Raw genomic sequence first — 24,826 nt, 5'->3', positions numbered from 1 at the left:
CGCACGCGGAAACGCGCAAGACCGCCCTGATCCGGGCCTGCGGCTCATCCGCCGGGTGGGGTGTTTGTGCTGGGGCGGTGCGGGCGTGAGGATGGGCGCCATGCCTTCAACCCGGGTCAGGCTCCTCCTCGGCGTCGTGGTCGCGTGGCTGGCACTGGCCGGCCTCGCCGGGTGCGGGTCCCCACCGGCGGACAAGGACACCGGGCAGCCGGCACCGGGCCAGGCGGACAGTGGCGCGGTGGCCGGCCTCGGTGCCGCGTCGGGCTCCGCCGCCGCGTCGCCGTCCGCCGGCGCCGGGGCGAGCGTCGCGGTCCCGGCCGGGGTGACGGCGGGCATCGTGATCTTCGACCGGCAGTCCTCGACGTTCGTGATGCAGCAGAAGGGCAGCTGGCGGTTCCGCTCGGCGTCGCTGGTGAAACTGCTGATCGCACTGGACTACTTCTGGAACAAGGGTCCGGGGTACGCGGTGCCGGCGGCCGACAAGCCGAAGCTCGACGTGATGCTGCGCAGCAGCGACGACAGCGCGGCGACCGGGCTGTGGAAGGCCGACGGGCAGCGGGAGATCGTGACCCGCATGGTGCAGCGGCTCGCACTGCAGGACACGGCGCCGCCGCCGGCGAGCCAGCCGGGCTACTGGGGGTACACGGCGGTGAGCGCCGGCGATCTCGTGCGGATCTACCAGTACATCCTCGGCAAGGCCCCGGCGCCGGTGCGCGACTACATCATGGGCAACCTGCACGAGTCGACGAAGTGCGGGACCGACAAGTACGACCAGTCCTTCGGCATCCCGAGCGCGTTCCGCAAGCCGTGGTCGGCGAAGCAGGGCTGGTCCGGGTTCGGCGACAACCCGCAGACCCCGTGCGTGGCGAACGCGTCCCTGGCCGGGCCCGCCGCGCAGGCGGATTTCGTGGATGTCGCGGATTTCGTGGGAGTCGCGGCGCCGAACCAGCCCGACATGAGCGGCGAGGTCCTGCACACGACCGGCACGGTCGGCGACAACGACCGGTACATCGTCGCGGTGCTGTCCGTCCATCCGAACGGCACACAGTTCGCCAAAGCCGCCACGACCCTGACGAAACTGACGAAGTCGCTGCCACTGCCGGCCGCGGTCAAGGCACCGTAGGTATGTCGAGCGGCGCCTGCCGGCACCGACCTGTCACCAGAGCACACCGACGCGACAGGAGCGCACCCGTGAAGTATCTGCTGCTGATCCACATGAACCCCGACGTCTGGGCGACGCTGACCCAGGCAGACGTGGACGACGTGATGGCCGGGCACGACCGGTTCATCACGACGATCACCGAGTCGGGCGAAATGGTGAGCACGCACGCCCTGGCCGACCCGAAGGACAGCGCCGTGGTCCGGATCAGGGCCGGCGCCGAGACGGTGACCGACGGCCCGTACGTGGAGGCCAAGGAGTTCCTGGCGGGCTTCTACCTGGTGGAGTGCGCCTCGAAGGAGCGCGCGGTGGAGCTGGCCGCCATGATCCCCGACGCGAAGTGGAACGCGATCGAGGTGCGCCCGATCGTGTTCAGTCAGTAGGCGAGAGGGCACCGACTGTCAGCGCGGCGATTTCTGTCGGTCGCCGTCCGTAGAATCGCCGCGTGGACAGCACCGTGGGGGTTGAGACGACAGGGCCGGCAGTAGAGGTCCTGCGCCGCGTGTTCGGCTACGACACGTTCCGGGGCAGCCAGCAGGAGATCATCGAGCACGTCATCGGCGGCGGCGACGCGCTGGTGCTCATGCCGACCGGTGGCGGCAAGTCGCTGTGCTACCAGATCCCGGCGCTGGTCCGTGACGGCGTCGGGGTCGTGGTGTCACCGCTGATCGCGCTGATGCAGGACCAGGTCGACGCGCTGACGGCGCTGGGGGTGCGGGCCGGGTTCATCAACTCGACGCTCGACTTCGACAGCCGGCGGGCGGTCGAGGCGGCGTTCGTCGGCGGGGACCTGGACCTGCTGTATCTGGCGCCCGAGGCCCTCGCCTCACCGCAGACGATGCGGCTGCTGGAGCGGGGGCGCATCGCGCTGTTCGCGATCGACGAGGCGCACTGCGTGTCGCAGTGGGGCCACGACTTCCGCCCCGACTATCTCAACCTGTCGGTGCTGCACGAGCGATGGCCGGACGTGCCACGGATCGCGCTGACGGCGACGGCGACGACCGTGACCCACAAGGAGATCGGCACCCGGCTCGGGCTGACGGAGGCGCGGCACTTCGTGTCGAGCTTCGACCGGCCCAACATCCAGTATCGGATCGTGCCGAAGCAGGAGCCGCGCCGGCAGCTGCTGGATCTGCTGCGCACCGAGCACCGCGGCGACGCCGGCATCGTCTACTGCCTGTCGCGCAACAGCGTGGAGAAGATCGCGGAGTTCCTGAAGGACAACGGCGTGCCCGCGCTGCCCTACCACGCCGGGCTCGACGCGCGGGTCCGTGCGGACAACCAGTCCCGGTTCCTGCGGGAGGACGGCCTGGTCATGGTCGCCACGATCGCGTTCGGGATGGGCATCGACAAGCCCGACGTGCGCTTCGTCGCGCACCTGGACCTGCCGAAGTCCGTGGAGGGCTATTACCAGGAGACGGGCCGGGCCGGGCGTGACGGCCTGCCGTCCAACGCGTGGCTGGCCTATGGGCTGCAGGACGTCGTCCAGCAGCGCAAGATGATCGAGGGTTCCGAGGGCGACGCCGCGCACCGGCGGGGCCTCGGCCGGCACCTCGACGCGATGCTGGCGCTGTGCGAGACGGTGGAGTGCCGGCGGGTGCAGCTGCTCGCCTACTTCGGGCAGCAGAGTGGGCCGTGCGGCAACTGCGACACGTGCCTGAGCCCGCCGGAGTCGTGGGACGGCACCGTGCCGGCGCAGAAGCTGCTGTCGACGGTGTTCCGGCTGCAGAAGGAGCGCAACCAGAAGTTCGGCGCCGGGCAGTGCATCGACATCCTTCTGGGCAAGAAGACCGACAAGGTCGTGCAGTGGCACCACGACGAGTTGACGGTGTTCGGCGTCGGCGCCGACCTGCGTGAGGCCGACTGGCGGGCGGTGGTGCGGCAGCTGCTCGCGCAGGGACTGCTCGCCGTCGAGGGTGACTACGGCACGCTGGTCCTCACCGACGACAGCGCCGAGGTGCTCGGCCGGCGGCGGCAGGTGATGCTGCGCCGCGAGCCGGAGCGGCCGGTGTCCGCGGCCAAGGTCGCGAAGCAGCGCAGCGCCGCCGCGACCGCTGAGCTGCCGCCGGAGGCGGCGCCGCTGTTCGAGCGGCTGCGCGCGTGGCGGGCGGCGACGGCCAAGGAGCTGGCGGTGCCCGCGTATGTGATCTTCCACGACGCGACGCTGCGGCAGATCGCGGCGGAGGCGCCGACGAGCCTGGAGCAGCTGTCGACGGTCAGCGGCGTCGGGGAGAACAAGCTGGCGAAGTTCGGCGAGCAGATCCTGGACACGCTCGGCACACGCACGTAACACTGTCGGAATGTTTTCTGCACGGTGCGTGCTGAAAGACGTGTGATCTGTGGACACCAGGCAGATCAGGTACTTCCTCGCCGTGGTGGAGCACGGCGGGTTCGGCAGGGCGGCGGCCGCGCTCAACGTCGCCCAGCCGACCATGTCGCAGTCGGTGAAGGCCCTGGAGCGCGACCTCGGCACGGCGCTGTTCCACCGGGCGTCGCACGGGGTGACGCTGTCGGCGGCCGGGCGGGCGTTCCTAGGACCGGCCCGCCTGCTGATGCGCGACGTCGCCGTCGCCGGCGAGGCCGTCGGCGGGCGGCCCGAGCACGACAGCCTGGAGATCGTGGCGTCGGCGCCGCTCGGGGCACACCCGGGGGCGGCGCTCGTCGGCGGGTTCCTGCGGGCGCATCCGGGGGTCTCGGTCAGCCTCGACCGCGACACCGAGGAGGCGCTGCTCGCCCGGGTCCGGGACGGGGTGAGCGAGCTCGGCCTGGTCCACCTGCCGGCGGCCCGGTTGGGGCTGTGCGAGGTGGAGCTGGGCGCGCACGACCTCGTCCTGGTGTTCCCGCCACCGGACACGGCCCGGCCCGGCGGCACCCGCCCGGCGTCACGCCGCCCCGGCCCACCCGACGCGAAACCACCGGCAGGCCCTCCCGCCACGCCACGCCTGACAAACCTCACCGCCATGGCACACCAGACTGACCTCACCACCGCGGCACACCAGGCGGGGTTGACCGACACGACACACCAGGCCGGGTTGATCGAGGCAACGCGCCAGACTCACCTCACCAGCGCCGCGAGCCAGGCCGGGTTGTCCGACGCGGCACGCCGAACGGACCTCACCGGCGCCACCCACCAGGCAGGCTCAGCCCCCGCGCCGCGCCGGACAGACTCGACCGGCGCGCCACATCCGGCAGACGTGAACAGCGCTGCACGCCAGGCCGGGCCGTCCGGCGTCGCGCTCCGGCCCGGGCGTCCCGAAGCGCCACGCCAAGCTGACCTGACCGGCGACGCGCGACCGGCCGGATCACCCGACACGGCACACGAGGCGGACCCACCCGGCGTCACTCGGCACCCCGGGCCACCCGGAACGGCAGGCCGGACGGACCTCGCCGGCGTCGCGCGTCAGGCCGAAGGGGCACACCTCGCCGGTGTGGTGCGCTGGGGGAACCCGGCCGGCATGGTGCGCCGGTCAGGGCAGGGCGGCGGGTGCGGCGGGTGAGGCCGTCCGGCCGCGCGCCGTGGGAGGGCGCGGATCTGCCGGCAGCCGTGCACCTCGCGGACCTCGCCGGGGTCGACCTGCTCGGGGTGCCGCGGGGCAGTGCGTCCCGGCTGCTCGTCGAGTCCGCGCTGCGCGCCGCCGGGGTCAGGACCAGGATCGTGGTCGAGAGCGGGCAGCGGGACCTCATCACCGAGCTGGTCATCGCCGGGGTCGGCGCCGCGTTCATGCCCGACGTCGCCGCGCACGAAGCCGTCGCCAGGGGTGCCGTGGTCAGGAGGGTGGTGCCGGCGTTGCGGCTGCCGTATGGGCTGGTCCACCGCTCCGGTGAGCTGTCCGCCACGGCCAGGGCGTTCATCGACCACGTGCTGCGGCAGGGGTGACGAGGTCATGGATCTGCGCAGGCTCGAGTACTTCGTGGCCGTCGTCGAGCACGGCAGCGTCACGGCGGCGGCGGTTGCGTTGCACGTGGCGCAGCCGTCGCTGTCGCAGTCGATCCGGGCGCTCGAACGGGGCATGGCCGTCGAGCTGTTCGACCGGCGGCAGCGGCCGCTGGCGTTGACGGCGGCGGGCAAGGCGCTGCTTGACCCGGCGCGAAAGGTGCTCGCCGACCTCGCCGACGCGCGGGCCGCGGTGGGCTGCGTGGTCGGGCTCGCCGCCGGCTGGCTCGACGTCGCCGTCCTCGACCCCCTCGCGGTCGACGTGGCGCCGGCGATCGCGGCGTTCCGGCGGCGGCATCCGGGGGTGCCGGTCCGCGTCCACGGGCCCCGCGACGAGGACGACCTGGTCCGGCACGTGGTCGACGGGCGGTGCGAGCTCGGCGTCACGTACCTGCCGGTCGAGCACCCCGCGGTGCGCGCCGAACCACTGGGCAGGCAGGAGCGGTACCGGATCGAAGGCACCGACGTGCGGACGCGGCACAGCGAGGCGGTCGTCCCGCTGCTGCTCGCCGGGGCAGGGGCGATCGTCACCGGCGGCTACGCGCGGCGGGCCGCGGCGGCCGGGGCGGTGCTGCGCAGGTTCGACCCGCCGGTGTGCGTGGAGGTCGGGGTCGTCAGCCAGCACCAGCACCTGTCGCCGGCGGCGCGGCGGCTCGAGACGATGCTGCGCACCTATGGGGTCGATGACTTTTCGTCTTTGCAATCTCGGTGATCGCACACTGTTATCAAGCGATGCCCGACCCTGATCAGCGTCGCCGCCCTCTGTACTGGCTGCTGGTGGTCCCGACCGTTGCGCCCCTGGCCGTGCCCCTCTACAACCGGATGGACCCGCAGCTGCTGGGGGTGCCGTTCTTCTTCTGGTACCAGCTGGCGTGCGCGGTCCTCGCCACCGTGGTCATCTCGATCGTCTACCTCGGGGTGCGGCGATGAGCGACCGCGACGTCGAGATCACGGTGTTCACGGTCCTCATGGGCGCGATGATCGTCGTCGGGTTCGCCGCGGCGCGGTGGCGGCGGCCGCAGAGCATCCACAGCCTGGAGGAGTGGGGCGTCGGCGGGCGGGCGTTCGGCAGCTGGGTCACGTGGTTCCTGCTCGGCGGCAGCATGTACACCGCCTACACGTTCGTCGCGGTGCCCGCGCTGACCTACGGCGTCGGCGCCCTCGGGTTCTTCGCGGTGCCGTTCGCGATCGCGACGACCCCGATCGCGTTCGTCCTGTCCGCCCGCGCCTGGTCGGTGTCGCACCGGCACGGGTTCGTCACCCCGGGCGAGATGGCCGGGGCGCGGTTCGGCTCGCCGGGGCTGGCGGCGCTGGTCGCCGTCACCGGCATCGTGGCGACCATGCCGTACGTGTCGGTGCAGCTGCTGTCGCTGCAGGCGGTCTTCAAGACCCTCGGCGTCGCCGGCGAGTGGCCGCTGCTCGTCGCCGTCGGCCTGGTGTCGGTGAGCACGTTCCGCTCCGGGCTGCGGGCGCCGGCGCTGCTGTCGATCGCGAAGGACATCCTGCTCGTCTGGGTCGTCGTGTCCGGCGTGCTGATCGTGGCGATGTCCGGCGGCTGGGGCACCACGTTCCGGCTCGCGGCGGACCACTTCGCGCGCACCCCGTCACCGACGGACGGCCTGCTGCTCACCGACGCCGGTCAGGTCGGCTACCTCACGATGGTCGTCGGCTCGGCGCTGTCGATCTTCGCGTATCCGCACGCCGTCATCGCGATCATCGCCGCCCGGGACCGCTCCACGGTGCAGCGCAACACCGCCGCCCTGCCGGTCTACTGCCTGGCCCTGGGCCTGATGGGCATGCTGGGCCTGTTCGCCGTCGCCAACGGCGTCCTGCCCGTCGGCCGTGACCTCAACACGATCACCCCGCAGCTGTTCCACAGCCTGCTGCCGGGCTGGTCTGCGGGGATCGCCTACGCCACCCTCGGCGTCGCCGCCCTGATCCCGGCGGCCGTCATGTCGATCGCGGCGGCGAACGCGTTCACCCGCTCGATCTACCGGCAGTACATCCGCCCCGACGCCGGTCCCGCCGAGGAGGCCCGGGTCAGCCGCTGGTCGTCGCTGGTCGTGAAGTTCGGCGCGGTCGCCGTCATCCTGCTGCTGGACCCCGCGTACTCCGCGGAGCTGCAGCTCATCGGCGGCGCCGTCATCCTGCAGACGATCCCGGCGGTCCTGTTCGGCCTGACGACGGCGTGGTTCCACCGCGCCGCCCTCATCGCCGGCCTGGCCACGGGCCTCATCACGGCCGTCGTCATGCTCTACCAGATCCCCCAGCTCGGTGCCGGCGGCGTTGTGGTGAAGGCGCACTTCGGCGGCTCCAGCTGGTCGTTCGGCAACGGTGTCATGGTGTACGTGGGGCTCCTCGCCCTGCTCGCGAACCTCCTCGTCACGGTGGCCGGCACGGTGGTCCTCCGCCTCGCGAACGTGCCCGGCGGCGTCGACCGGACCCGGCCGGAGGACTACACCGCCGACGTCGACGACCCGCTTGTGAAGCGCCTCGACGACCTGCTCGACGGCCTCCCCCGCCCGCAGGGCGGCGCCCATGTCCGGCCGCTCGTCGTGCCGCCGCAGCAGCAGGTCAACTCCATGCATCGTCGATCCCGCTTCTGACGGTTGCTCTTCGCGTGCGGTGTTTGTCCTGCCCGTAATAGCAAATCCGTCACGGCTGCGGCCTTTGTGGTTCCGCGCAGCCTTCGGCGGCGCGACCGGCAGCGCGGTGCCACAACACCGCCGCTGGGCAAAAAACGAAGAACATCGATCACTAGACCGAGGAGTACCACCACTCGGACAGCGATCTCCCGTCCCCGCCCCATGATCGAAGGACAGCCGCGGTCGCCCGGACGACCAGTCCGGTCCTTCGATCATGAGCGGGGCCGGCACCGATCGACGCCAATCGGCACGGCGCGGCGATTTGGGCGACTTGCGGAGATCGAAGCTGCTAACAACGCGGAGTCACGAACATCGATCGCTAGACCGGGGAGTACCAGCACCCGGACGGCGATCTCCCACCCCACCCCATGATCGAAGGACGGCCGTGGCCGCCCGGACGGCCAGTCCGGTCCTTCGATCATGAGCGCGGGCGAGTGGATCCCGGCGCGGGCGAAGCCAGCGCTGCGCTATGGGCGATTTGTGCCAGTCTTTGAAGCCAGCGACGGTGTGGCACCACCGAATGACGACCTCGACGGCGCTGGATCATGTGAGCGCGGACCTGGCTTGGCATCACCCCAGGCACGGCACGGACGGCGACCCCGCGACCCGTTCGCGCCGCCGAAGGCTGCGCGGAACCACCAAAGGCCGCAGCCGTGCTGGATGTTCAACCCGCACGCGAACAGCAACCAGCAAACGGGCAAAAGAGGGTCACACGTCATAGGCATGCAGCCCGATCAGCAACCCCGCCGGGTCGACGATGTAGCACCCACTCCCCACCCCCGGCAACGTGAACGGCTCCACGACGACCTGCCCGCCATGCTCCTTGACCAGGGCCGTCGCAGCCGCCAGGCCATCCACCCGGATCACCGGCACCGCCCGCGGCTGCCCGTCCCGCGAGGCGAGCAGCCCCGTGTCGACGCCGGGCGCGTCGCCGTGCGGGGCGACCAGGTAGTCGGGTGCCGCGAACGGCGTCGGCTGCCAGCCGAACACCGCCGACATGAATGCGTTGGTGGCGGCGGGGTCGGGGCTGTGCAGCTCCACGTAGCTGACCGGCTGGGTCATGAGGGCTCCTCCTGTGCGTGCATGCCGGCATGGCGGGCGGCGAGGCCCGCGGTCCAGCGGTCGACGACGCCGAGCCGATCCGGCGCCAGCTCGTGCCAGCGGTGCCGCCCCCGCACGGCGGTGTGGATCAGCCCGGCGTCCTGCAGGATCTTGATGTGCTGGGACACGGCGGGGCGGCTCATCGGCAGCAGCTCCGCGAGCTGACCGGTGGTCGCGGCACCGTACGCCAGCCGCTGCAGCAGGGTCCTGCGGGTCGGATCGGCGATCGCCGCCAGCACGACGTCCAGGTCAACGTCCATCGGTAAGAAAAAACCTACGCGTCCCCGACGCCCGGCGCAACCCGCTTCGGCACGTGCCGGCGGTACGCGCTGACGGTCGGGTCGCCGGTGAGCCAGAAGCGCCACGGCACGTCGTGGGCGCCGGTGACGCCGACGCGGGGGCCGGTGGACACGGGGCCGGCTGCGACGGCCGGCGGTTGCAGCAGGGGCGGGTCGCCGAGCAGGTTCGTGCCGTAGAAGTCGCGGTCGATGGCGAGGGCCGTGCACAGGCGGGCCGGGCCGCGGGCCAGTTCCACGTCGGTGCGGGCGGCGGGGCGGCGGGACCGGGCGGCGGGCAGGCCGCCGACGATCTCGCCGGCGCGCAGCAGGACCGCCGACGCGGTGCCCTCGACGCCGGTGACCACGTTGACGCAGTAGTGCATGCCGTAGGTGAAGTAGACGTACGCGTACCCGGCGGGCCCGAACATGATGGCGTTGCGGGGGGTGCGGCCGCGGTGGGCGTGCGAGGCGGGGTCCTCGCCGGTGCCGGAGTACGCCTCGACCTCGGTGAGACGCACGGTCACCCCGTTGGCGGTGAGCGTGCAGCCCAGCAGGGCACGGGCGGCGAGGTCGACGGGGCCCGAGAGGTCCAGGGCCGTCATCCGGTGATCCGGCCGATGCGCAGAACGAGCGCGTCGACGGTCTCGTCGAACGGCGGCCACGGGAAGCCGGGCACGAACTGGCGCATCATGACCGCGCCGTGCATCGCCGTCCACAGCATGGTCGCGTCGGCGAAGGGGTCGGTGCTGGCGGAGCGGCCGGCCGCGGCGCAGGCGCAGAGCCCGTCGACCAGCACCTCGAACGCCTGCAGGCGGCTGCGCCACCGGGGCGGCACGTCCTGCATGCGCAGCGGCAGCTTCAGCTCCGGCCGGCCTTCGCGGAGCCGGCCGAACAGGACCCGGTACCGGGCGGGCTCGCGCATCGCGAAGTCGACGTAGGCGTGGCAGCCGGCCAGCAGCGACGCGACCGGGTCGTCGCCGCTGGGGTCGATGGTGTCGACGACCAGCTGCCGGAGCCGTTCGAAGGCGATGTCCAGGACGGTCTCGATGATGGCGTCGCGGTCGGCGAAGTGCGCGTAGATCGAGGGGGCGGCGATGCCGGCCTCGCGCGCGACGGACCGCAGGGTGATCGCGGCCTCGTCGCCTTCGCGTTCGAGGATGCGCTCGGCCGCGGCGACGATCTCGTCACGCAGGAGGCCGCCCTCGCCCCTGCGGTTGCGAGTGCGGCCTCCCGAGGTGCTCATCGGTCCATCATGCCGGTTGGGGCACGAGGACGGCGGAAGCGGGATCGACGGCCGGCGCCGGAGCGGCGGGGCGGACGAGCGCGACGGCCAGGGCCATGAGGAACGCGAGGCCGGCCGCGACCAGCGCGCCGCGGTCCATCGCCGAGGTGAACGCGGCGTCGGCGGCGGACAGCACCCGCGCCGCGTCGGCGGGCGGCATCGTGGCCGCGGCGGCATGCGCGGCCGGCAGGTCCAGGCCGGGCAGGACGAGGGCGGGGTCGCCGCGGTACGCCGAGGACACGACCGTGCCGAGGACGGCGATGCCGAGGACGCCGCCGAGCTCGCGGATGACGCTGTTGAGGGCGCCGGCCATCGAGCTGTACCCGGCCGGGACGGAGCCGCTGATCTGCAGGCTGGCGGGGGCCATCATCATGCCCATGCCGAGGCCGATGATGCCGGTGCCGAGCGCGACCTGCCAGAACGCGGTGTGCACGCCGGTTGTGGACAGCGACAGCAGGCCGACGACCGCGAGGGACAGCCCGAGAACGAGCGTCCAGCGCACCCCGAGCCGCTTGGACAGCAGCGCCGAGGTCGCGGACGTGGTCGCCATCGCGAGGGCGAACGGCATCGCGCCCAGCCCGGCGACGAGGGGGCTGTACCCGTGCACCAGCTGCAGGTACTGCGACAGCTCGAACAGCGTGCCGAACAGGACGAAGAACACGACCGCCAGGGACAGCGCCGCGAGCGCGAAGGTGCGGTTGGCGAACAGGTCCAGGCGCACCAGCGGCGACGAGGCCCGCAGCTGCCAGATCACGAACAGGACGGACAGCACCGCAAATGCCGTGAGTTCCAAAAGCCCAGCAAATGCGGTCCACCCCCGCGACGGCGCCTGGATGACGAAGTCCACCAGTAGCGCGACGGCGGCCGTGGACAGGATCGCGCCGAGCACGTCCAGGCGGCCGGTGCGCACCCGGGGCACGGCCGGGACCAGGTAGAACACCGCGACCAGCGCGAACGCCACGAGCGGCACGTTGATCCAGAAGGCGCTGCTCCACGAGTAGTGCTCCAGCAGCGCGCCGCCGGTGACGGGGCCGATGAGCACGCCGATGCCGGCCGCCGCCGACCAGGCCGCGAACGCCTTCGGCCGCTCCGCCGGGGTGAAGATCCGAGTGATGATCGCGAGGGTGGCCGGCATGACGAAGGCGGCGCCGAGCCCCATCACCGCCCGCCAGGCGATGAGCTGCTCCGGGGTGTCGGACAGGGCCGCGACCGCCGACCCGCCGCCGAAGACCGCGAGACCGCCGATGAGGGCCCGCCGCGAGCCGAGCCGGGCGCCGAGGCTGCCGGCGAGGATCAGCGCCGAGGCGAAGACGAGGGTGTACGCGTCGGTGATCCATTGCAGGTCCGACGTGGTGGCGTGCAGCCCGTGCGCCAGGGACGGCAGGGCGGTGTTCAGCACGGAGTTGTCGAGCGTGACGGCGACGAGGGTGAGGCTGAGCACCGCGAGCGCGGCCCACCGGCGCGGATGTTCGGACATTGCAGGCACCCCTTACGGACGTGTGTTTACGCCCGTAAGGTTAACGACGTCAGCTAACGCCTGTAAAGTTATCCGAGCGGAATCCACGACGTGTCGGTCGTCACCTCCGCCAGGACGTCCGGGAGCGGCGAGACCCCGATCCCGGGACCCTGCGGCACCGCCACATGACCCGCCTCCAGGACGAACGGCGGCGTGATGTCGCGGGCGTAGTAGCGGTCCGACGCGGACGTGTCGCCGGGCAGCGTGAAGCCGGGCAGCGCGGCCAGGGTCACGTTCGCGGCCCGGCCCAGCCCGGTCTCCAGCATCCCGCCGGCCCACACCGCGACCCCGCTGGCGGCGCACACGTCGTGCACCCGGCGCGCCTCCAGGTAGCCGCCGACCCGGCCGGGCTTGATGTTGACGATCGAGCAGGCACCCAGGGCGATCGCGTCGGCGGCGGCGCGGGCGCTGACGATCGACTCGTCGAGGCAGATCGGCGTGCGGACCAGCCCTGCCAGGGCCGCGTGCCCGCGCAGGTCGTCCTCGGGCAGCGGCTGCTCGATGAGCAGCAGGTCGAACGGGTCGAGCCGGGCCAGCTGCCGCGCGTCGCCCAGGGTGTACGCGGTGTTCGCGTCCACCTGCAGCAGCACGCCGTCGCCGAAGCGTTCCCGGACCGCCCGGACGGGCTCGACGTCCCACCCCGGCTCGATCTTCAGTTTGATCCGCAGGTAGCCGGCGTCGAGGTACCCGGCGACCGCGTCCAGCAGCGCCGGGACCGAGTCCATGATGCCGACCGACACCCCGGCCGGGACCCGGTCGCGGACCGCGCCGAGGAACCCGCCGAGCGGCAGGCCGGCGGCCCGCAGCACCGCGTCGAGCACGGCGGTCTGCACCGCGGCCTTCGCCATCGGATGGCCCTTGAACGGCTCGAACAACGCCTCGGCGGTCCACGCGTCCACGTCGCGCCCCGCGAGGGCCGGCGCGAGGAACCGGCGGATCACCTCGGCCGCCCCGTCGACGTACTCCGAGGAGTACAGCGGCGACGCCATCGCCACGCACTCGCCCCAGCCCTCCGCGTCGGCGCCGACCGCCCGCACGAGCAGCACGTCCCGGTCGCGTTCGGTCCCGAACGAGGTGCGGAACGGCGCGACGAGTGGCATCGCGATCCGCCGCAGCTCCAGGCCCTGCAGCCGCATCTACGCCTCCTTGGTGAGCAGGTAGTAGCCGTCGCGGGAGACGCCCGCGACCCGCCAGCCGGCGGCGAGGCGCCCGGCCATGGCCCCGCGCACCGCGAGCCGCCACGCCGTCGCCGCCGCCGGGTCGTGCCGCCGCAGGTCCTCCACGTCGGTGGGCACCGCCACGAGCAGCCGCTGCCCCGGTACGACGTCCGGCACGCTCACCGCGGCGCCGTCCGCGGCCCGGTCGAGGAGCATCGCCGCGCCGGCGATGTCGACGCGGGCCGAAGTGCCGTGGGCCGCCGCGACCGCCTCGGGGGCGTCGAGCCGCCACACCAGCAGCAGCCGGTCGCTGAGGTCCCCGCTGTTGATGCCGTCGGCCATCGCGCCGTAGAACTCCGGCAGGTAGCGCACGGCCCGGCCGCCGAGCTTGCACAGGTTGAAGTACGCGTTGCGCAGCACCAGCGGGTCGTAGGTCCAGCGCACCTCCGTGACGTCCCGGGACAGGGTCCAGGCCCGCTGGTGCTGCTTGAGCGCGAACCCGACGCCCCGGCCGAGGCCGCCCGGCTCGACCCCGGCGACGAACGAGTGCAGGTGCGGCACGCCGGTCTCGTCCCGGCCGAAGAAACCGACGGCCGCCCCGACGAGCCGTTCGCCCCGGTACGCCCCCGCGACGTAGTTGCCCGAGTGGGCGTAGGTCCGCAGCAGGCCCGGCGCGGCGATCTCGGCCGGGTGGTCGGCCTGCCACACCCGCTGCAGCAGCAGCGACGTGTCCTCGAACGCCGGCGGCGCCCCCTCGCCGATCTCGGTGACCTCGACCCCGGCCCGCTCCCCCGCCGCCCGGGCGCACGCCCACGCGTCCGCGAGCAGGACGCCCGGGGTCCCGCTCACGGCTCGCGGCCGATCGCGTCGACGAGACCCGCGACGAGCGCGGCCCGCTCCGGCATGCTCGCCAGGTCCGACCACTCCCCTCGGCGTGCGCGTTGCCGCCGATGACGCCGAGCCCGTCCAGCGTCGGCACGCCGATCCCGGCGGTGAGGTTGCCGTCGGAGCCGCCGCCGACCGCCTCGCCGGTCACCGGCGGCAGGCCCAGCTCCGCGGCGACCCGCCCGGCGAGGGCGAACAGCGACGCGGACGCCGACTCGGGCATCGCCGGGCGGGCCGGGCCGAGCTCCACCCGCACCTCGGCGCCCGGCAGCACCGGCTGCAGCCCGCGCAGCGCCGCGTCGACCCTGGCCAGCTCCGCCGGGTCGAACGCCCGCGCGTCGATGCTGAGCCGCGCCGCGGCCGGCACCGTGTTGCTGGTCGTGCCGGCGCTGGAGTCGGTCGGGGTCACGGTCGTGCCGGGAGGGGCACCGAGCGCCGCGATCCGCAGCACCTGGTGCGCCAGCTCGACCCCGGCGTTGATCCCGAGGTGCGGCGCGACCCCGGCGTGCGACGCCCGGCCGGTGATGCGCAGCGAGTAGTGCGCGATGCCCTTCCGGGCGATCTTCAGCCGCCCCTCGGCGCTGCCCTCCAGGATCAGCGCGCCGGCCGCGCCAGTGGCGGTGTCCTCGATGAGCGCCTGCGACGTCGGCGAGCCGATCTCCTCGTCGGAGTTGCACACCACGGCGACCCCGTCGAGGTCCGGCAGCGCGGCCAGGGCGTGGAACAGCACGACGAGGCCGCCCTTCATGTCGACCACGCCGGGGCCGGTGCAGCGCCCGCCGTCGACGGTGAACGGCCACCGGGCCAGGGTCCCCACCGGCCACACCGTGTCGAAGTGCCCGATCAGCACGACCCGGGCGGGCCCGCCGCCGAAGCGCCACCGCAGGTGCGGCCGGTCGGCGACGACGACCCGCTCCGGCGCCAGCCCGGTGCACCGCCGGCCGAGCTCGGCGACGACGTCGGCGCACCTGGCCAGGGCGTCGAGGTCGGCCGACGGCGACTCGACGGCGACGAGCCGGGCGAGGTCCTCACGCATGACGGGCGCGGCGGCCCGGAGTTTCTCCAACGCGCTCATCGGTCCAACCTATCCGGATCTTCCGCCCCCGGCTCCCGGCGCGGACCGCCGGCGCGCACAGATGGTTGCGTCGTCAAAAGTCGGACTCCCGGCCGCGTCCGGGCCCGCGCGTCGATAGATTCGAGCCAATCAACCGTTGGGGGGCGGCCGGTTTGCGGGTGAGGCTTCTCGGTCCGATCGACGTGCTGGTCGACGGCGCCGCACGCCCCGTGCGCGGGCAGCGGCGCAAGGCGGTCCTCGCGGTCCTCGGCCTGCACCCCGGCGAGGTCGTCAGCACCGGGCGCCTCGTCGACCTGGTGTGGGGCGATGCCGCGCCGCCGAACGCGGTCAACGCGTTGCAGAGTCACGTGTCGTACCTGCGGCGCACCCTCGACGACAAGGCCGCGATCACCTCCCACCCGCCCGGCTATCTGCTCAGCGGCGGCGAGGCCGGCAGCGGGGCAGGTGGTGAGGCAGGCGCGGACTGCACCGACGTCGCGGTCGCCGAGCGGCTCATCGCCGCCGGCCTGCACGCCGCCGACCACGCTACCCGCGCCCGGCACCTGCACGCCGCCCTCGAACTGTGGCGGGGCACGCCCTGGCCGACACCGGCGGCATGCCGTGGCTCGACGAGCAGGCCGAGCGCCTCGGCCAGCTGTGGCTGCGCGGCAAGCGCGCGCTGCTGGACGCCCGGCTGGGCCTCGGGCAGCACGCGCACCTGCTGGCGGACCTGGAGCGGCTGACCCGCGAGCACCCGTTCGACGAGCAGCTGCACGGGCAGCTCATGCTCACGCTGTACCGGCTGGGCCGCCAGGCCGACGCGCTTGCCGCGTTCCGGCGGCTGCGCCGCACGCTGGACGAGGAGCTCGGCATCGGGCCGGGCGCGGCGCTGCGGGACCTGGAGTCCGCGATCCTGCGCCAGGACCCGGAGCTCGACGCCCCCGAGCCGGCCCTTGAGCTGGCCCTTGAGCCGGCCCTTGAGCCGGCCCCTGAGCCCGGCGCCGGGCCGGCCGGTGACACCGTCGCCGTCGCCGCGGCCCGCGACGCCGTGCCCGCGCAGCTGCCCTGGCGGTGCGCGCGTTCGCCGGGCGGGCCGGCGAGCTCGCCGGCCTCGACAAGCTCGTCACCGGCGACGGCGACGGCCAGGCCGTGGTCGCCGTGGTCACCGGCACCGCCGGCGTCGGCAAGTCCGCGCTCGTCGTGCACTGGGCGCACCGCGCCGCCGAGCACTTCCCCGACGGGCAGCTGTACGTCAACCTGCGCGGCTTCGACCCCGGCGGCCGCCCCGTCGACCCGGCCGACGCGGTGCGCGGTTTCCTCGAGGCGTTCGGGGTCGCCGCCGAGCGCATCCCCGCCGACCTCGCCGCGCAGGCCGCCCTGCTGCGCAGCCTCCTGGCCGGCCGGCGGGTCCTCATCGTGCTGGACAACGCCCGCGACGCCGCGCAGGTCCGCCCGCTGCTGCCCGGCACGCCCGGCTGCCTCGCCGTCGTCACCAGCCGCGACGCGCTCACCTCCCTCGTCGTGCTGGAGGGCGCCGTGGGGGTCACCGTCGACCTGCTCAGCGACGGCGAGGCCGCCGACCTGCTGGTCCGCCGCCTCGGCGCGGCCCGGGTCGCGGCCGAGCCCGCCGCCGTCGCGGAGATCGTGACCCGCTGCGCGCGGCTGCCGCTGGCGCTCGCCGTCGTCGCCGGCCGCGCCGCGACCCGCCCCGAGCTGCCGCTGGCGGACCTCGCCGCGTCGCTGCGGGCCGCCGGCACGCTGGACGCCATCGCCGGCGACGACCCCGTCTGCGATCCGCGGGCGGTGTTCTCCTGGTCGTACCGGGCGCTGCGCCCGCCCGCCGCGGAGCTGCTGCGCCGGTTCAGTCTCGCCCCCGGCCCCGACCTGGGCGCCGACGCGATCGCCAGCCTCGCCGGGGTGCCCGCCGCGCGGCCCGCGCACCCTCGCCGAGCTGCTGCGGGCCAGCCTCCTCGCCGAGCACACCCCAGGCCGGTACTGCCTGCACGACCTGCTGCGCGCGTACGCCGCCGAGCAGGCCGACGTGCACGACGCCGCGCCCGGCTACCGGCTCGCCGTGCACCGGCTGCTCGATCACTACCTGCACACCGCCGACGCGGCGGCGCGGCTGCTCGACCCGACCCTGGCCGCCGAGCCGCTCGGCGACCCGCGGCCCGGCACCGTCGTGCGCCGGCACGCCGGCCGCGACGAGGCCCTCGCCTGGTTCGACGCCGAGCGGCGCCCGCTGCTGGCCGCGGTCCACGTCGCCGACGACGCCGGTCTCGACGCGCACACGTGGCGCCTGGCGGCGGCGATGACCACGTACCTGGACCGGCGCGGCCAGTGGCACGACCTGGCCGCCACCCAGGAGGCGGCGCTGCGTGCCCGGCGGCGTGCCGGGGACCGTACCGGCCTCGGCGACGCCGCGTGCGCGCTCGGCCAGACGTACGCGCGGATCGGCCGTTACGAGGACGCCGAGCACCATCTCGGCGCCGCCATGTGGGTCCATGAGCAGTTCGGCGACGCGGCCGGCCTGGCCCGCGCGAGCTACCACCTCGGCTGGCTCGCGCACGCCCTGCAGCGGTACCCGGAGGCCCTGACCCACTCCGGGCAGGCGCTGCGTCTCTTCGACCGGCTCGGCGACCGGCTCTGGCGGGCCCGCGCCCTCAACGCCACCGGCTGGATCCACGGCCGGCTCGGGGGGCACCGCCAGGCCCTGCAACGCTGCCGTGAGGCGCTCACCGAGACGATCGAGCTCGGCGACCGGCACGGCGAGGCCGGCGCCTGGGACGCCGTCGGGCACGCCCACCACCATCTCGGCGACCCGCACCAGGCGATCGCCTGCTACGGCCACGCGCTGCGGGCGTACCACGAGCTCGGCGACCGCTCCGGCGAGGCGTGCGTCCTGGTCCACCTCGCCGACGCCCACGACGCCGCCGCCGACCCGATCGCCGCCGCCGAGCACCGCCGCCGCGGCCGGTCGATCCTCGCCACGCTCAACCCGGCCCCGCCCGGTGTGACCGGCGCGCCCGGCGCGCCCGGACCGCCCGGACCGCCCGGACCGCCCGGACCGCCCGGCGCGCTGGGCGGTCGAGCGGTGCACCCACGGCCCGCGATCGGGTGGTGCCCAGCCGGCCCGGCGATCAGGCACCGCGCCCGCCGCCGCGCGGCCCGTCAGGCCGTGGCGCGGCGCAGGGCCGTCCAGGACAGCAGGGCCAGCAGCACCACCGCGATCGACGGCCAGCCCGCGAACAGCGTCAGCGCGCTCTGGTCCTGGAACCATTCGCCGACCGCGGGCCAGCGCCCGTACCTCGTGATCAGCCCCGCGGTCGCGCCCAGCACGACGACGATCACGCAGATCGCGCCGAAGACGCCGTTGGTGTGCCAGCGCACGTACACGGTGCCCAGCGTGATCCCAATGAGGCTCATCAGCAGCATCGGCACGGCGTAGATCAGCAGCTGCGTCGGCACGCCGTACGCGTCGAGGAACCCCAGGCCGAAGAACCGCAGCCGCAGCCCCCAGCCGTCGGTGGCGTTCTCGACGGCCTGCAGGACGACCAGCAGGACGGCGTAGATCACAGTCTGGGCGAGGGTGAACAGGCCGAGCGCGGCGGCGAACTCACGCCGGGTGACGCTCATGCCCAGGGCGAACGGGAACTGCTGGGCGATCGCGACGGCACCGAAGGCGAGCCCGGTGATGTACACGCTGGCGAGGCCGCCGGTGACGGGCCGGTCGCCGATCTCGTCGCCCATGGAGCCGAAGACGAACAGGTTGACGGCGAAGGCGATGCTGAGGACCACGAGGGGCCACAGCAGCCCGTCGCGGCGGCCCACCGCCTGGAGGCGGGCGACGGCGATGATGCGGTTCATGAGACGGCCTCCCGGGCGGTGATGCGGACGACGAGCTGCTGCAGCGAGACCGGCTCCAGCTGGACGCCGGCCTCGCGGGCCTGGCCGGCGGAGACGGCGCCCCGCACAGTGGCGCGGGTGAGCGGGCCGAGGTGTTCGCGGTGCAGTTCGTCGGCGTTGACGGTGAGCAGGTCGACCGCCGAGGCCGGGCCGGTGAGGGTGACGACCTGGCCGCGGAGGGTGTCGGCGGCCTCGTCGAGGACGAGCCGGCCGCGCTCGATGAGCAGCACGTGCTCGATGAGGTCGCTGACCTCGTCGATGAGGTGGGTGGAGAGGACCACGGTGCGCGGGAACTCGGCGTAGTCGGCGAGAAGCCGGTCGTAGAACAGCTGGCGTGAGGCGGCGTCGAGGCCGAGGTACGGCTCGTCGAAGAACGTCAGCGGCGCGCGGGAGGCGAGCCCGACGGTGACGCCGAGCGCGGACAGCATGCCGCGGGACAGCTTCTTCACCGGCCGCGACAGGGGCAGCTGGAAGTCGGCGACGAGTGAACGGGCGAACGCCTCGTCCCACGCCGGGAACAGCAGCCGGCCGGCGAGCAGCACGTTGCGGACCCGGAAGGTGTCCGGGTAGCGCTGGCTCTCCTTGACGAAGCTGACCTGCTTGAGGACCTGCTCGTTCTCGACCGGGTCGGCGCCGAAGACGCGGATGCTGCCGGCGCCGGCGAACTGCTGGCCGGTGAGCAGCTGCATGAGGGTGGTCTTGCCGGCGCCGTTGCGGCCCAGCAGGCCGTAGATGCCGTTGCGGTGCAGCTCGAAGCTGACGCCGTCGACGGCGGCGACCGATCCGTAGCGTTTCGACAGGTCCTGCACGGACACGACCGGGGTCATCGCTGCTCCTCGTAGCGGTCGATCATCGTCTTGAGCTCGGCCGGGTGGATGCCGAGCTTCGCGGCCTCGGCCAGCAGCGGCTGCAGGTACAGCTCGCTGAACTGGTCCTTGCGGCGCTGCCGGAGCTTGGCCTGCGCGCCGGGGGAGACGAACATGCCGATGCCTCGCTTCTTGTAGAGCACGCCGTCATCGACGAGCTGGTTGACGCCCTTCGCGGCGGTGGCGGGGTTGATCCGGTGGAAGGCCGCGAGCTCGTTCGTCGACGGGACCTGCGCCTCCTCGGCGAGGGACCCGTCGATGATCGACGTCTCGATCTGCTCTGCGATCTGCAGGAAGATCGGCCGGCCGTCATCCATCAGCGAGGTTCGTCGGTTCATTACTCATGTAATGAACCATGCAACCTCGGGACGCCGATGTCAACGGGTAGCGTCGAGACGTGCAGAAGATGGCGTGGCTGGCCGTGCGCGAGCGGGATCCCGCGGCGGCGCTGGGGCTCACGGAGCTCGGCGAGGTCGACTGGCGCTCCGGCGTCGACCTGGCGTACTTCACCGACGACCGGGTGATCGTCACCCCGCCGGTCGACGGATGGATCCTGGTCCTGGGCATGGCACTGCTGAAGGACCGGCCCGACGTGACGGGCCTGTCCGCGGCGCTCTCGACCGAGGTGCAGTTCTTCTCGTCACATCGGGGGCTGCAGGTGTACCGGTGGCAGCGCGCCCGCGAAGGAGACCTGCTGCGCTCGTTCGCCTCGGAGGACGGCGAGATCGACGAGCTCGGGGAGCGCTCGGATCTGGAGCGGTCCTTCGGCGACCTGGTCGACGACGGCGACGTCCACCGGGTGGCGGCGCAGTGGAGCGTCGACCCGGGCACGGTGAACGTCCCGGTGCGAGTGTTCAGCAGTAGGACATAAATATAATCTTCCATGCGTCAATGTCTGTGCCGCAGGCTGTGACGCATGACTCGCCTGCTGCAGAAGCTCACCCTCGCCCTGGTGCTGGTCGCCGGGCTGGTCGCCGGCCCCGCCGTGGTGGCGCCCGCGACCGTCGACGCGGCGCACGCGTCGGTCTACTCCTCGTGCACCATCTCCGGCTGCGCAGACGCGCGCACCGCCCGGTCCGGCTGGAGCAGCCTGGGCTTCCCGACCGCACGCAACTGGTACCGGTGGCCGGCCGGCAAGTACAACTTCGCCGGCGGCCAGTTCTACAACCGGGAGGGTCAGCTGCCGTCGGGCGCGACCTACTACGAGTACGACGTCATCCCCCGCAACCAGGGCGCGGCCCGCGACGCGAAACGCATCATCATCAACCGCAGCACCGGCGTGACCTGGTACTCCCCGGATCACTACGCGAACTTTTACCGCCTCTGACGCATCCGGCGCCCCGGGCTGCGGCGGGCCCGGGGCGTCATCGGCTCAGCTGCCGCCGCGACGGCCGCGGCTGCGCCACGAGAACGGGCCGGGCAGGTCGTAGCGGTGCGCCCTGGTCTTCGAGTTCCACGACCACTTGCCGATCTTCAATCCCCAGGAGGACAGGCCCTTCGGGGTGAAGTTCAGCACCAGTGGGCCGAAGCGCATCGCCTTGCGGAACAGGATCGGCACGGGTCCTCCTCGGGGGTGGTGGTGCCGTCCAGGATGACCTATGCGTGCCAGCGGCGGGGTTGAGGGGTCCGTCTACGTTGGACGTATGGCGCAACAGGTGAAGTACGACCGCCGGGAACAGCTCGAGCAGATCCAGTCAGGTCTCCTGCCCGGCGAGACCATCATCGCCGTCTACGACGCCGTCGGCATCGGCACCGGGTTCATCGGCCTCACCGACCGGCGCGTGATCCTGCAGGACCGCTCGTTCGTCGGCAAGCGCCTCGCCCTCACGTCGATCCCGTACAAGAAGGTCACGGCCGTGTCGATCGTGAGCAACAAGTCCTGGGCCGGCAACTTCTTCAGCAGCGGCAACATCGCGGTGCACGTCGGGGCCCACACGTACGAGATCGAGGTCCGCGGGGTCGAGAAGACCCAGCACATCCACAACGTGATCCTGCACTACGCCGTGTCGAGCTGAGGCACCAGGACGAGCTTGCCGGTGGTGTGGCCCTGCTCACCCAGCTCGTGCGCCCGCGCGGCCTGGTCGAGGGGGAACACGCGGTCGACGTGGACGGTGAGCCGCCCGTCGAGGACGAGCGCGGTGAGGTGCTCCAGACCGGCGCGATCGGGCTCGGCGAGCAGGAACACCCCGCCCGCCCCGGTGGCCGCTTCGGCGTCGGCGCCGTTGAGGGCGATGAGCGCCCCTTCCGGGCCGAGGGTCGCCGCGAGCTGCGGGATCTGCCCGGCGACGGTGGCGACGGCCACGTCGACGTCCTTCACGCTGCCGTAGACGTCGGCCTGGCGATGGTCGTGGACCTCGTCGGCGCCGAGGGACCGCACGAAGTCGTGCTTCGGCGCCGACGCGGTGCCGATGACGTACGCGCCGCGGGCCTTCGCGATCTGCACCGCGAGGTGCCCGACGCCGCCGGCCGCGGCCGGGATGAGCACCCGCTGCCCTTCCAGGACCCCGGCGGTCTCGACGAGGACCTGCCAGGCAGTGAGCCCGGCAAGGGCGAGCCCACCGGCCTGCTCGTGGCTCAGGTTCAGCGGTTTCAGCGCGAACTGGCGGGCGGGACCGGTGACGTACTCGGCGTAGGCGGCCGCCTCCCCGGGGAAGCGCGGCATGCCGAACACCTCGTCGCCGACGGCGAAGCGGGTCACACCGGCGCCGGTCGCGGCGACGACCCCGGACAGCTCCCAGCCGACCGTGAACGGCGGCGTGCCCAGGACCCCGCCGCCCGCGCGGACCTTCCAGTCGACCGGGTTGACACCGGCGGCGTGCACCTCGACCAGGATCTCCGTCGGGCCGGGCACGGGCACGTCGACCTCGACGACCCGCAGCACCGACGCGTCGCCGAGCACGTTCTGCGTCACCCGTCGCATCATTCGGACGGTAGCACCGCCTCCGCGGCCCAGGACCGCCAACGGTCGAGCTTGCCACCGGCGACGGCGAGCTGGTCGGCGACCGGCCCCGGCCCCGTCGAACCGGGCGTGATGCGCGCGGCGAGCGCCCCCGGGACGGAGAACACCGACCGGACGTCCGGGGTCAGGTACGGGCTGACGGCGTGCAGGTCCTCGTCGGACACCTCGTCGAGGCCGACGTCACGGGCCGCGGCGATGACGACGAGCTTGCCGGTGATCTCGTGCGCGTCGCGGAACGCCACGCCCTGCCGGACCAGCCACTCGGCGACCTCGGTGGCGAGGGTGTAACCGACCGGCGCCTGCTCGGCGAGCCGGTCGACCCGCACCGTCATCGTGGAGATCATGCCCGCGAGCGCCGGCAGGACCAGCTGGAGCGTGTCGACCGCGTCGAAGACGGGCTCCTTGTCCTCCTGCAGGTCCCGGTCGTACGCCAGGGGCAGGCCCTTGAGCATCGCCAGCACCCCGGTCACGTGGCCGATGAGCCGGCCGGACTTGCCGCGGGCGAGCTCGGCGATGTCGGGGTTCTTCTTCTGCGGCATGATCGACGACCCGGTCGCGAACGCGTCGTCGAGCTGCACCCAGCCGAACGCGGGGGTCGTCCACAGCACGACCTCCTCACCGAGCCGCGACAGGTGCACGCCGGTGAGGGCCGCGATGAACAGGAACTCCGCGACGAAGTCCCGGTCGGAGACGGCGTCGATGGAGTTGGCGGCGGCGGAGGCGAAGCCGAGCTCCTTCGCCACCTGCGTCGGGTCCAGCGGCAGCGACGAGCCGGCCAGGGCGCCGGCGCCGAGCGGGCTGACCGAGGAGCGCACGTCCCAGTCCCGCAGCCGGTCCAGGTCCCGCAGCAGCGCCTGCACGTGGGCGAGCAGCTGGTGGCCGAACGCGATCGGCTGCGCCGGCTGCAGGTGCGTGAACCCGGGCGCGGGCGTGTCGACGTGCCGGGCGGCCTGCTCGACGAGCGCGTCGGCGAGCTCCACGATCCGGGCGGCGACCCCGCGGGCGTGGTCGCGCAGGTACAGCCGCAGGTCGGTGGCGACCTGGTCGTTGCGGGACCGGCCGGCGCGCAGCTTCCCGCCGAGCGCGCCGAGCCGCTCCAGGAGCCCCCGCTCGAGGGCGGTGTGCACGTCCTCGTCGTCGACGGTCGGCCGGAATTCCCCGGCGGCGCACGCGGACTCGAGGTCGTCGAGCGCGGCGAGCATCCTGCCGAGCTCGTCGGCGTCCAGCAGCCCGGCCCGGGCCAGGACCCGCGCGTGTGCCCGGGACCCGGCCAGGTCGTACGGCGCGAGCCGCCAGTCGAACTGGACGCTCACGGACAGCCTGGCGAGGGCCTCGGCCGGCCCGCCGGCGAAGCGGCCGCCCCAGAGGCGGGTCGGGGACTCAGAAGACGAAGTTGCCACGCGACGATCCTTCCATAGTGCAAGATCGCGTCTATTTTGACGGGCCGTCGAGGTGCGCCCGCTCGGTGAGCTTCGCCCACTCGGTCAGTTTCGCCGCCAGGAGCTCACCGGCGCTCGGGCGGCCCTGCGGGTCCGGCGCCTCGCGGGCGACGACCATGATGGTGTCGTCGCCGGCGATGGTGCCCACGATGTCCGGCAGGCCGGTCCGGTCGATCGCGCTGGCCAGGAATTGCGCGGCGCCCGGCGGGGTCCGCAGCACGACGAGGTTGCCGGAGCAGTCGACGCCGGTCAGCAGCTCCCGCAGCAGCCGGATCAGCCGGGTCGGCGCCTCCTCGGCGGGGCGCAGGGCCCGCTCGCCGTCCTCGGGGATCAGGTACTCGCCGCGCACCTTGACCGCCCGCAGCTCCTCCAGGTCCCGTGACAGCGTCGCCTGCGTGACCTGGATCCCGTCGCCGGACAGCAGCTCCGCGAGCTCGGTCTGCGACCGCACCGCCGACCCGCGGATCAGCGCCGCGATCCGGTCGTGCCGCGCCGCCTTGGAGACCGGCGTGCTCACGACGTCACCTCCGCTGCGCTCCGGCGCCGCCGCGAGCCAAACCTGCAACGCCGGTGAGCAGCCTCTCCGCTGCGCTCCGGGCCGCTCACGACGTCACCTGCGCCGTCGCGCCGCCCCCACGCTCCGGG

Annotated in this window: 27 protein-coding genes and 3 pseudogenes; 15 read left to right on the top strand and 15 right to left on the bottom strand. The window is 73.3% G+C overall.

Features of this window, described 5'->3' with window-relative positions; translation table 11 throughout:
* Window positions 1-100 precede the first annotated feature (100 nt).
* The 8 genes from OHA72_RS21610 (at window position 101) to OHA72_RS21575 (ending at window position 7,699) form a co-directional block, all read left to right on the top strand.
* Window positions 101-1,123 carry a hypothetical protein gene (locus OHA72_RS21610; RefSeq protein WP_327009592.1) on the top strand — a complete coding sequence of 341 codons (1,023 nt, stop codon included), beginning with the start codon at window positions 101-103 and terminating at the stop codon, window positions 1,121-1,123.
* 68 nt (window positions 1,124-1,191) lie between these two features.
* Window positions 1,192-1,542 (top strand): YciI family protein, encoded by a 351-nt coding sequence (locus OHA72_RS21605; protein WP_327009591.1) that lies wholly within the window; start codon window positions 1,192-1,194, stop codon window positions 1,540-1,542.
* Between the two features lie 62 nt (window positions 1,543-1,604).
* Complete coding sequence (recQ, locus tag OHA72_RS21600; protein WP_327009590.1) at window positions 1,605-3,449, top strand: DNA helicase RecQ; 1,845 nt, start codon at window positions 1,605-1,607, stop codon at window positions 3,447-3,449.
* A 49-nt stretch (window positions 3,450-3,498) separates the two neighbouring features.
* Window positions 3,499-4,656: a LysR family transcriptional regulator gene (locus OHA72_RS21595; RefSeq protein ID WP_327009589.1), complete on the top strand. Its 1,158-nt coding sequence runs from the start codon at window positions 3,499-3,501 to the stop codon at window positions 4,654-4,656.
* Window positions 4,653-5,036, top strand: a complete 384-nt coding sequence (locus OHA72_RS21590) for a LysR family transcriptional regulator substrate-binding protein (RefSeq protein WP_327009588.1) — start codon at window positions 4,653-4,655, stop codon at window positions 5,034-5,036. Before OHA72_RS21595 ends, OHA72_RS21590 begins: the two co-directional genes overlap by 4 nt.
* A gap of 7 nt (window positions 5,037-5,043) precedes the next feature.
* Window positions 5,044-5,805: a LysR family transcriptional regulator gene (locus tag OHA72_RS21585; RefSeq protein WP_327009587.1), complete on the top strand. Its 762-nt coding sequence runs from the start codon at window positions 5,044-5,046 to the stop codon at window positions 5,803-5,805.
* Between the two features lie 20 nt (window positions 5,806-5,825).
* On the top strand, window positions 5,826-6,023 hold the full coding sequence (locus OHA72_RS21580) for a DUF3311 domain-containing protein (protein WP_327009586.1): 198 nt from the start codon (window positions 5,826-5,828) through the stop codon (window positions 6,021-6,023).
* The gene (locus OHA72_RS21575) at window positions 6,020-7,699 is read left to right on the top strand and encodes a sodium:solute symporter family protein (RefSeq protein ID WP_327009585.1); all 1,680 of its coding nucleotides are present in this window, start codon (window positions 6,020-6,022) and stop codon (window positions 7,697-7,699) included. Before OHA72_RS21580 ends, OHA72_RS21575 begins: the two co-directional genes overlap by 4 nt.
* Window positions 7,700-8,446: 747 nt before the next feature.
* Here the strand turns inward: OHA72_RS21575 and OHA72_RS21570 are convergent.
* From OHA72_RS21570 to OHA72_RS21535, 8 genes and pseudogenes are all read right to left on the bottom strand, one after another.
* Window positions 8,447-8,800 (bottom strand): VOC family protein, encoded by a 354-nt coding sequence (locus OHA72_RS21570; RefSeq protein WP_327009584.1) that lies wholly within the window; start codon window positions 8,798-8,800, stop codon window positions 8,447-8,449.
* Complete coding sequence (locus tag OHA72_RS21565; protein WP_327009583.1) at window positions 8,797-9,099, bottom strand: ArsR/SmtB family transcription factor; 303 nt, start codon at window positions 9,097-9,099, stop codon at window positions 8,797-8,799. The genes OHA72_RS21570 and OHA72_RS21565 overlap by 4 nt, the downstream gene beginning before the upstream one ends.
* Before the next feature lie 14 nt (window positions 9,100-9,113).
* Window positions 9,114-9,719 carry a DNA-3-methyladenine glycosylase gene (locus OHA72_RS21560; RefSeq protein WP_327009582.1) on the bottom strand — a complete coding sequence of 202 codons (606 nt, stop codon included), beginning with the start codon at window positions 9,717-9,719 and terminating at the stop codon, window positions 9,114-9,116.
* Window positions 9,716-10,360 (bottom strand): TetR/AcrR family transcriptional regulator, encoded by a 645-nt coding sequence (locus OHA72_RS21555; RefSeq protein ID WP_327009581.1) that lies wholly within the window; start codon window positions 10,358-10,360, stop codon window positions 9,716-9,718. Before OHA72_RS21555 ends, OHA72_RS21560 begins: the two co-directional genes overlap by 4 nt.
* Window positions 10,361-10,367: 7 nt before the next feature.
* Window positions 10,368-11,876: an MFS transporter gene (locus tag OHA72_RS21550; RefSeq protein WP_327009580.1), complete on the bottom strand. Its 1,509-nt coding sequence runs from the start codon at window positions 11,874-11,876 to the stop codon at window positions 10,368-10,370.
* Between the two features lie 68 nt (window positions 11,877-11,944).
* Complete coding sequence (gene menC / locus OHA72_RS21545) at window positions 11,945-13,051, bottom strand: o-succinylbenzoate synthase (protein WP_327009579.1); 1,107 nt, start codon at window positions 13,049-13,051, stop codon at window positions 11,945-11,947.
* Entirely contained in the window at window positions 13,052-13,921 is an 870-nt protein-coding gene (locus OHA72_RS21540; RefSeq protein WP_327009578.1) for a GNAT family N-acetyltransferase, read from the bottom strand.
* 142 nt (window positions 13,922-14,063) lie between these two features.
* Window positions 14,064-14,993: pseudogene (locus OHA72_RS21535) on the bottom strand (M20/M25/M40 family metallo-hydrolase); the annotation flags it as partial.
* 197 nt (window positions 14,994-15,190) lie between these two features.
* Between OHA72_RS21535 and OHA72_RS64755 the strand changes: the two are divergent.
* The 4 genes and pseudogenes from OHA72_RS64755 to OHA72_RS64740 all read left to right on the top strand — a co-directional run.
* On the top strand, window positions 15,191-15,754 hold the full coding sequence (locus tag OHA72_RS64755; RefSeq protein ID WP_442788643.1) for an AfsR/SARP family transcriptional regulator: 564 nt from the start codon (window positions 15,191-15,193) through the stop codon (window positions 15,752-15,754).
* Window positions 15,658-15,867: pseudogene (locus tag OHA72_RS64750) on the top strand (BTAD domain-containing putative transcriptional regulator); the annotation flags it as partial. The gene OHA72_RS64755 and the pseudogene OHA72_RS64750, both read left to right, overlap by 97 nt.
* 215 nt (window positions 15,868-16,082) lie before the next feature.
* Window positions 16,083-17,519, top strand: coding sequence for an NB-ARC domain-containing protein (locus OHA72_RS64745; protein WP_442788735.1), 1,437 nt, complete (start codon window positions 16,083-16,085; stop codon window positions 17,517-17,519).
* Window positions 17,506-17,688 (top strand): annotated as a pseudogene (locus OHA72_RS64740) (hypothetical protein); the annotation flags it as partial. The gene OHA72_RS64745 and the pseudogene OHA72_RS64740, both read left to right, overlap by 14 nt.
* A gap of 494 nt (window positions 17,689-18,182) precedes the next feature.
* Here OHA72_RS64740 and OHA72_RS64735 read toward each other — a convergent pair.
* Genes OHA72_RS64735 through OHA72_RS21510 form a run of 3 tightly spaced genes read right to left on the bottom strand, consistent with a single transcriptional unit; the run spans window position 18,183 to window position 20,121 of the window.
* Window positions 18,183-18,878, bottom strand: a complete 696-nt coding sequence (locus tag OHA72_RS64735) for a hypothetical protein (RefSeq protein ID WP_442788642.1) — start codon at window positions 18,876-18,878, stop codon at window positions 18,183-18,185.
* Window positions 18,875-19,744, bottom strand: coding sequence for an ABC transporter ATP-binding protein (locus tag OHA72_RS21515; RefSeq protein WP_327009575.1), 870 nt, complete (start codon window positions 19,742-19,744; stop codon window positions 18,875-18,877). Before OHA72_RS21515 ends, OHA72_RS64735 begins: the two co-directional genes overlap by 4 nt.
* Entirely contained in the window at window positions 19,741-20,121 is a 381-nt protein-coding gene (locus OHA72_RS21510) for a GntR family transcriptional regulator (RefSeq protein ID WP_327009574.1), read from the bottom strand. The genes OHA72_RS21515 and OHA72_RS21510 overlap by 4 nt, the downstream gene beginning before the upstream one ends.
* 68 nt (window positions 20,122-20,189) lie before the next feature.
* Here OHA72_RS21510 and OHA72_RS21505 point away from each other — a divergent pair, with 68 nt between their 5' ends.
* Complete coding sequence (locus OHA72_RS21505; protein ID WP_327011632.1) at window positions 20,190-20,654, top strand: hypothetical protein; 465 nt, start codon at window positions 20,190-20,192, stop codon at window positions 20,652-20,654.
* 45 nt (window positions 20,655-20,699) lie between these two features.
* Complete coding sequence (locus OHA72_RS21500; RefSeq protein WP_327009573.1) at window positions 20,700-21,110, top strand: ribonuclease domain-containing protein; 411 nt, start codon at window positions 20,700-20,702, stop codon at window positions 21,108-21,110.
* 45 nt (window positions 21,111-21,155) lie between these two features.
* On the opposite strand, the gene OHA72_RS21495 is transcribed toward OHA72_RS21500, so the two are convergent.
* Window positions 21,156-21,341 (bottom strand): DUF4236 domain-containing protein, encoded by a 186-nt coding sequence (locus OHA72_RS21495; RefSeq protein ID WP_203850031.1) that lies wholly within the window; start codon window positions 21,339-21,341, stop codon window positions 21,156-21,158.
* A gap of 85 nt (window positions 21,342-21,426) precedes the next feature.
* Between OHA72_RS21495 and OHA72_RS21490 the strand changes: the two genes are divergently transcribed.
* Complete coding sequence (locus OHA72_RS21490) at window positions 21,427-21,798, top strand: PH domain-containing protein (protein WP_327009572.1); 372 nt, start codon at window positions 21,427-21,429, stop codon at window positions 21,796-21,798.
* On the opposite strand, the gene OHA72_RS21485 is transcribed toward OHA72_RS21490, so the two are convergent.
* From OHA72_RS21485 to argR, 3 genes are read right to left on the bottom strand one after another with little or no spacing between them, the layout of a single operon-like run.
* Window positions 21,780-22,703, bottom strand: coding sequence for an NADP-dependent oxidoreductase (locus OHA72_RS21485; protein WP_327009571.1), 924 nt, complete (start codon window positions 22,701-22,703; stop codon window positions 21,780-21,782). The genes OHA72_RS21490 and OHA72_RS21485 overlap by 19 nt on opposite strands.
* Window positions 22,703-24,142 (bottom strand): argininosuccinate lyase, encoded by a 1,440-nt coding sequence (gene argH / locus OHA72_RS21480; protein WP_327009570.1) that lies wholly within the window; start codon window positions 24,140-24,142, stop codon window positions 22,703-22,705. Before argH ends, OHA72_RS21485 begins: the two co-directional genes overlap by 1 nt.
* Window positions 24,143-24,173: 31 nt before the next feature.
* A complete protein-coding gene (gene argR / locus OHA72_RS21475) occupies window positions 24,174-24,698 on the bottom strand; it encodes an arginine repressor (RefSeq protein ID WP_327009569.1) in 525 nt (174 codons plus the stop codon).
* Window positions 24,699-24,826: the final 128 nt, after the last annotated feature.

Origin of the sequence: Dactylosporangium sp. NBC_01737 (assembly GCF_035963215.1) — a bacterium.
GTDB lineage: Bacteria > Actinomycetota > Actinomycetes > Mycobacteriales > Micromonosporaceae > Dactylosporangium.
Note: the sequence above shows the minus strand (reverse complement) of the source record. Positions and strands in the feature narration are given on the sequence as shown.

Bases quoted from the DNA above. Each gene is read 5' to 3' on its own strand.
- OHA72_RS21550 (WP_327009580.1), bottom strand. From the start codon at position 11,876: ATGTCCGAACATCCGCGCCGGTGGGCCGCGCTCGCGGTGCTCAGCCTC.
- OHA72_RS21485 (WP_327009571.1), bottom strand. From the start codon at position 22,703: ATGCGACGGGTGACGCAGAACGTGCTCGGCGACGCGTCGGTGCTGCGG.
- menC (WP_327009579.1), bottom strand. From the start codon at position 13,051: ATGCGGCTGCAGGGCCTGGAGCTGCGGCGGATCGCGATGCCACTCGTC.
- OHA72_RS21580 (WP_327009586.1), top strand. From the start codon at position 5,826: ATGCCCGACCCTGATCAGCGTCGCCGCCCTCTGTACTGGCTGCTGGTG.
- OHA72_RS21565 (WP_327009583.1), bottom strand. From the start codon at position 9,099: ATGGACGTTGACCTGGACGTCGTGCTGGCGGCGATCGCCGATCCGACC.
- OHA72_RS21505 (WP_327011632.1), top strand. From the start codon at position 20,190: ATGGCGTGGCTGGCCGTGCGCGAGCGGGATCCCGCGGCGGCGCTGGGG.
- OHA72_RS21515 (WP_327009575.1), bottom strand. From the start codon at position 19,744: ATGACCCCGGTCGTGTCCGTGCAGGACCTGTCGAAACGCTACGGATCG.
- OHA72_RS21490 (WP_327009572.1), top strand. From the start codon at position 21,427: ATGGCGCAACAGGTGAAGTACGACCGCCGGGAACAGCTCGAGCAGATC.
- OHA72_RS21570 (WP_327009584.1), bottom strand. From the start codon at position 8,800: ATGACCCAGCCGGTCAGCTACGTGGAGCTGCACAGCCCCGACCCCGCC.
- OHA72_RS21610 (WP_327009592.1), top strand. From the start codon at position 101: ATGCCTTCAACCCGGGTCAGGCTCCTCCTCGGCGTCGTGGTCGCGTGG.
- OHA72_RS21555 (WP_327009581.1), bottom strand. From the start codon at position 10,360: ATGAGCACCTCGGGAGGCCGCACTCGCAACCGCAGGGGCGAGGGCGGC.
- OHA72_RS21585 (WP_327009587.1), top strand. From the start codon at position 5,044: ATGGATCTGCGCAGGCTCGAGTACTTCGTGGCCGTCGTCGAGCACGGC.
- OHA72_RS21575 (WP_327009585.1), top strand. From the start codon at position 6,020: ATGAGCGACCGCGACGTCGAGATCACGGTGTTCACGGTCCTCATGGGC.
- OHA72_RS21560 (WP_327009582.1), bottom strand. From the start codon at position 9,719: ATGACGGCCCTGGACCTCTCGGGCCCCGTCGACCTCGCCGCCCGTGCC.
- OHA72_RS21500 (WP_327009573.1), top strand. From the start codon at position 20,700: ATGACTCGCCTGCTGCAGAAGCTCACCCTCGCCCTGGTGCTGGTCGCC.
- OHA72_RS21510 (WP_327009574.1), bottom strand. From the start codon at position 20,121: ATGAACCGACGAACCTCGCTGATGGATGACGGCCGGCCGATCTTCCTG.
- OHA72_RS64735 (WP_442788642.1), bottom strand. From the start codon at position 18,878: ATGAACCGCATCATCGCCGTCGCCCGCCTCCAGGCGGTGGGCCGCCGC.